4 protein-coding genes and 1 pseudogene are annotated in these 4,384 nt (G+C 62.0%); 2 read left to right on the top strand and 3 right to left on the bottom strand.

All coding sequences use genetic code 11. The annotated features are described in order from the left end of the window. From AB4Y86_RS12995 to AB4Y86_RS13005, 3 genes and pseudogenes are all read right to left on the bottom strand, one after another. Positions 1-319 (bottom strand): annotated as a pseudogene (locus AB4Y86_RS12995) (hypothetical protein); the annotation flags it as partial. Positions 320-539: 220 nt separating this feature from the next. Further along, the gene (locus AB4Y86_RS13000) at positions 540-833 is read right to left on the bottom strand and encodes a putative quinol monooxygenase (RefSeq protein ID WP_441402637.1); all 294 of its coding nucleotides are present in this window, start codon (positions 831-833) and stop codon (positions 540-542) included. A 55-nt stretch (positions 834-888) separates the two neighbouring features. Then, positions 889-1,887 (bottom strand): LacI family DNA-binding transcriptional regulator, encoded by a 999-nt coding sequence (locus tag AB4Y86_RS13005; RefSeq protein WP_441402638.1) that lies wholly within the window; start codon positions 1,885-1,887, stop codon positions 889-891. A 164-nt stretch (positions 1,888-2,051) separates the two neighbouring features. Here AB4Y86_RS13005 and AB4Y86_RS13010 point away from each other — a divergent pair, with 164 nt between their 5' ends. Both AB4Y86_RS13010 and AB4Y86_RS13015 read left to right on the top strand, forming a co-directional pair. Continuing rightward, positions 2,052-3,170, top strand: coding sequence for a substrate-binding domain-containing protein (locus tag AB4Y86_RS13010; RefSeq protein ID WP_441402635.1), 1,119 nt, complete (start codon positions 2,052-2,054; stop codon positions 3,168-3,170). A 93-nt stretch (positions 3,171-3,263) separates the two neighbouring features. Next, complete coding sequence (locus AB4Y86_RS13015; protein ID WP_441402636.1) at positions 3,264-4,310, top strand: ABC transporter permease; 1,047 nt, start codon at positions 3,264-3,266, stop codon at positions 4,308-4,310. The last annotated feature ends 74 nt before the right edge of the window (positions 4,311-4,384 follow it).

Raw genomic sequence — 4,384 nt, forward strand, 5'->3', positions numbered from 1 at the left:
GCACAATCCCTCGGGTGTTGCCCGAGGGATTGTGCTGGTAGTACATGTGATAGACACCCTTGTAAAAAACAAGACCGTTCGGGTCGTTCATCCAGTTTTTTGCGGGCGTGTAGTGAATGGCCGGGCGGTAGGGTTCATCACCGAGCGCTGTCGCGGCCGACGCTGAGGGGGAACCCGCCATGGCCGCTGCCAGCGTCAGTCCTGCGAGTGTTAGTGCAGAAACGGCATGCGTCCTGCGGGTGGTCGTTCTTATCATCTGCTTGTTTCGCCCTTCGTTGCGCGTGCCTACGATAGACAACGTTGTCAGTGCGATGGACACTAAGTTATGTACAGCAGACAAGTCAACGATTCTGACCGGCCTATGGATGAGAGCGCAGTCCCTCTACTTAGGCAGGGGTACGCGTAGGCGGGGCAGCCGGCATTCGCCCTCCAACGGACGGATTGAAAGGGTGCTTTTCGGTACGTGGGGTCCATCGATTCCCTTCAGGGGAACCCGGACGCCGTCATATGAATGGGTGCCGGGGGGTCGTGGCCGCCGGCTATTCCACCGGTAGGAGCCAGGTCAGCTCCGAGCCATCGCCTTCGATGTGGCGGGCCAGTTCCTCATTGAATCTGGCGCCGTAGTCGGCGCGGATGTGTTCCTGGAATGCGGCTTCGTCACGGTAGACCTCGAAGACAAAGTACTCCCGGGGATTTTCTTCCCGCGTATAGGGAAGGAAGAGCTCGTTGCCCTCTTCCTGGCGGACGTGCTGGGTCAGCTCGAGCATCATCTCCGCGACACGGGCTTCGCTGCCCGGTTTGACGGTGAACTCGGCGTACAGGGTTTTGGTCATCATGATCCCTTTCAGATATGGGTGCGCAACGGGCTGTTCGAAAGTTTTCCCGGCGTCAGGCCGGTGGGCGTAGCTCTCCGGTGCCTCTTTGTATCAGCTCGGACGGGACAACATAGGTATGCGCAGGCTCCGGGTCGCCATCAATCCTGGCCAGCAGCCGTTCCGCTGCCAGCTTCCCGATTCGCTCGGGGTGCTGGGCGATGACCGTCACGCCGGGATCCATCATGTCGGCAAGCGTGAAGTCATCAAACCCGATCAGGGCGACGCGATTGCTAAGCCCGAGCTCTCTCAGAGCACGCATGGCGCCGAACGTGACCAGGTTCTGACTGGAGAATATGGCCGTCGGCGGTTCCGCAGCAGTGAGAAGCTCCAGCGTAGCCAGCCTTGCCGATTCCTCGTCGTGGAGATTTTCGCGTACGGGAACCGTTGAGGTGGGAATGCCTTGCCGCCCGATCTCCTCCATGAACCCGCGACGGCGTTCCCGCGCGGTCTGGATGTCTGTGCGGTCCCCCAGATAGGCGAGCCTGGTGTGGCCGTGGCTGATCAGGTGGGCGGCCGCCTTTGCGGCGCCGGCGGCGTTGTCGGTCACGACGGCGTCTGCTTCCAGTCCTACCGGTTCACGGTCGATGAAGACCAAGGGCAGATCGCGGGAATGCTCCGGGATTACGGACGCCTGGCTTCGGGCGATTGGTGTGAGGATGAGCCCGTCGACACGCCGGCCAAGAAACGCCGTAACAATGGCCTGCTCCCGCCGGGGGTCGTCATCGAGACTCGCCGCAAAAACCGCTATTCCCCTCGCCCCCAGCGCATCTTCAATGGCCCGGTTGATCTCGCTGCTGAATGGATTAGAGACGCTCGGCAGCAGCAGCCCGACAGAGAGCGTTCTCCTGCCCGCGCGGCGAAGACTGCCGGCCGCCATGTCCAGCTGGTAGTTAAGTTGCCGGGAAGCGCTGAGCACCTTTTCCCGGGTGGCCTCCGACACACCGGGTTCGTCATTGATCACCCGGGAGACGGTCTTAATTCYGACGCCGGCAAGGGCCGCCACATGGCGCATCGTCGGACGATTGGCGGAAAGGGCCGCCTGGCTACGATCGGACATCGTTGTCAAAAAATCGCTCCTTCTAAGTTGCATCTATTGACTCTCCGGTGTGATGCTGCTTACATCGTACATGACATCGTTGTCGAGGCCAGTGAGGGCCTCAAACACCAGGAGATTCAATGTTGAGTTCCACAGCGCCTCGTTCGACAACCACCCGCCTCTTGTCTGCAGCAGCAGTCCTAACTTTGGGAGCGCTCAGTCTTACTGCCTGTGGCGGCAGTTCCACCGGGACGTCTGCCAGCGGAGGCGCCACTGACGCAAAGATCGGCGTTTCGCTGATCGTAAAGACCACGTCCAACCCCTACTTCGTAGCAATGGAAGACGGCGCGAAAAAAGCAGCCGAGGGGGGAAATATTGATCTGAAGCTGGCTGCCGGCAAGTCCGACGGCGACGAAGACACCCAGATCCAGGCGATTGAGAATGCCATCTCCAAGGGCGACAAGGGCATCCTCATCACGCCGAACGGGCCCGCCGTTGTCGACGCGATCAAGAAGGCCCGCGACGCAGGCTTGTACGTGATCGCTTTGGACACCCCGCCGGACCCGGCCAGCGCAGTGGACATCACCTTCGCGACCGACAACTTCGCGGCCGGCAAACAGATCGGGCAGTGGACCGCGGCGCAGCTGGATGGCAAGAAGGCCACTATTGCCTTGGTTGACCTGTTCAGCGACAAGGTCGTTTCGGTTGACTACAACCGCGACCAGGGATTCCTGACCGGAATGGGCATTGACACCGCCGACAAGACGAAGAACGGTGACGAGGCCAAGACCGGCAAGTACACCGGCGGTAAAGGCGGGGACTACGAGATCGTCGGCAGCCAGGCCTCACAGGGCGCCGAGGACGGCGGCCGGACCGCGATGGAAACCCTGCTGTCCAAGAACCCCAACATCAACGTCGTCTACACCATCAACGAACCGGCCGCTGCGGGCGCCTATGAGGCACTGAAGGCTGCGGGCAAAGAAAAAGGCGTGCTGGTCGTCTCCATCGACGGAGGCTGCACCGGCGTGAACAACGTCAAGTCCGGAATCATCGGCGCCACCGCCCAGCAATACCCCGTCAAGATGGCCCAGCTCGGCGTCAAAGCCATCCAAGACCTGGCCACGTCGGGCAAGAAGCCCTCGGTCTCAGCGGGCCTGGACTTCTTCAACACCGGCTCCGCCCTGGTCACTGACAAGGCAGTTGCCGGGCTGGACAGCATCGACACCACGGCCGCATCTCAGATCTGCTGGGGCAAGTAACCCCTCCCGTCGCGGGGGGACGTGCCAAGGCGTCTCCCCGCAGCGCGCAGCACAACACCAGTAACAGAACATGGACGTTCAGGAGTAATTCAAGTGACCCAGCAACAGACCGCCGGCCCGCCGAGCACCGGGCATGCTGATTTGGCCGAGGAATTCCTCGACCGCCAGACCACTCTCAGCAGAATCCGCAACATTCTCCACCGCTACCCGGCCCTCAGCCCCGCCATTGTCCTGCTGATCGCAGTGGTGGTCTTCGGCCTCCTCAATGACCGCTTCCTGCGGGTAGAGAACCTCTCCCTGATCACGCAGCAGGTAGCGGTGGTGGGCACCCTGGCCATCGCTCAGACCCTCATCATCCTGACCGCCGGCATCGACCTCTCCGTCGGCGCGGTCATGATCCTGTCCTCGATGGTGATCGCCCAGCTCGCGGTCAGCAACGGTATTCCCGGGCCGCTGGCACTCATTGCAGGTCTCGCTGTCGGTCTTGCCGCCGGCGCGCTCAACGGCTTCCTGGTCACAAGATTCCGACTCCCACCGTTCATCGTCACCCTCGGAACGCTGAACATTTTCGTCGCCCTGACGCTGCTCTATTCAGGGGGCAGCACGGTCCGCGGATCCGCGATGCCAGGTGTCCTCACCTGGCTGGGAACCACGTTCCCGGTCGGGCCGGTCCGCATCTCCACAGGCGTCGTCATGATGCTCCTGCTCTACGCCGTTGTCGCCTTCATCCTGGGCAAGACGGCCTGGGGCCGACACGTCTACGCCGTGGGCGATGACAAGGAGGCGGCCCGCCTCGCCGGTATTCCGGTCAGCCGCGTCCTCATGAGCGTCTACCTTGCCGCAGGAGCAGTTCTTGCCGCCGGCGCTTGGATCCAGATCGGCCGCACCAACGCCGCCAGCCCAAACGCCGGGGTCGATCTGAACCTGGACTCCATCACCGCCGTCGTGATCGGCGGAACAAGCCTCTTCGGCGGCCGCGGCTCCATCTGGGGTTCACTGCTCGGAGCGCTGATCGTCGGAGTTTTCCGAAACGGCCTCTCGCTCGCCGGCCTGGACGTCCTGTACCAGACCCTCGCCGTAGGCATCCTGATCATTGTTGCTGTGTCTATCGACCAGTGGATCCGAAAGGTTAAGTCATGACCATGACAGAATCTGCAGCCTCCCATACCGCCACCCGCGAGCCCATCCTCAAGGCCAGGAACCTCGTCAAGACC

The organism is Arthrobacter sp. 2YAF22_2 (genome assembly GCF_052114645.1).
Classification (GTDB): Bacteria; Actinomycetota; Actinomycetes; order Actinomycetales; family Micrococcaceae; genus Arthrobacter.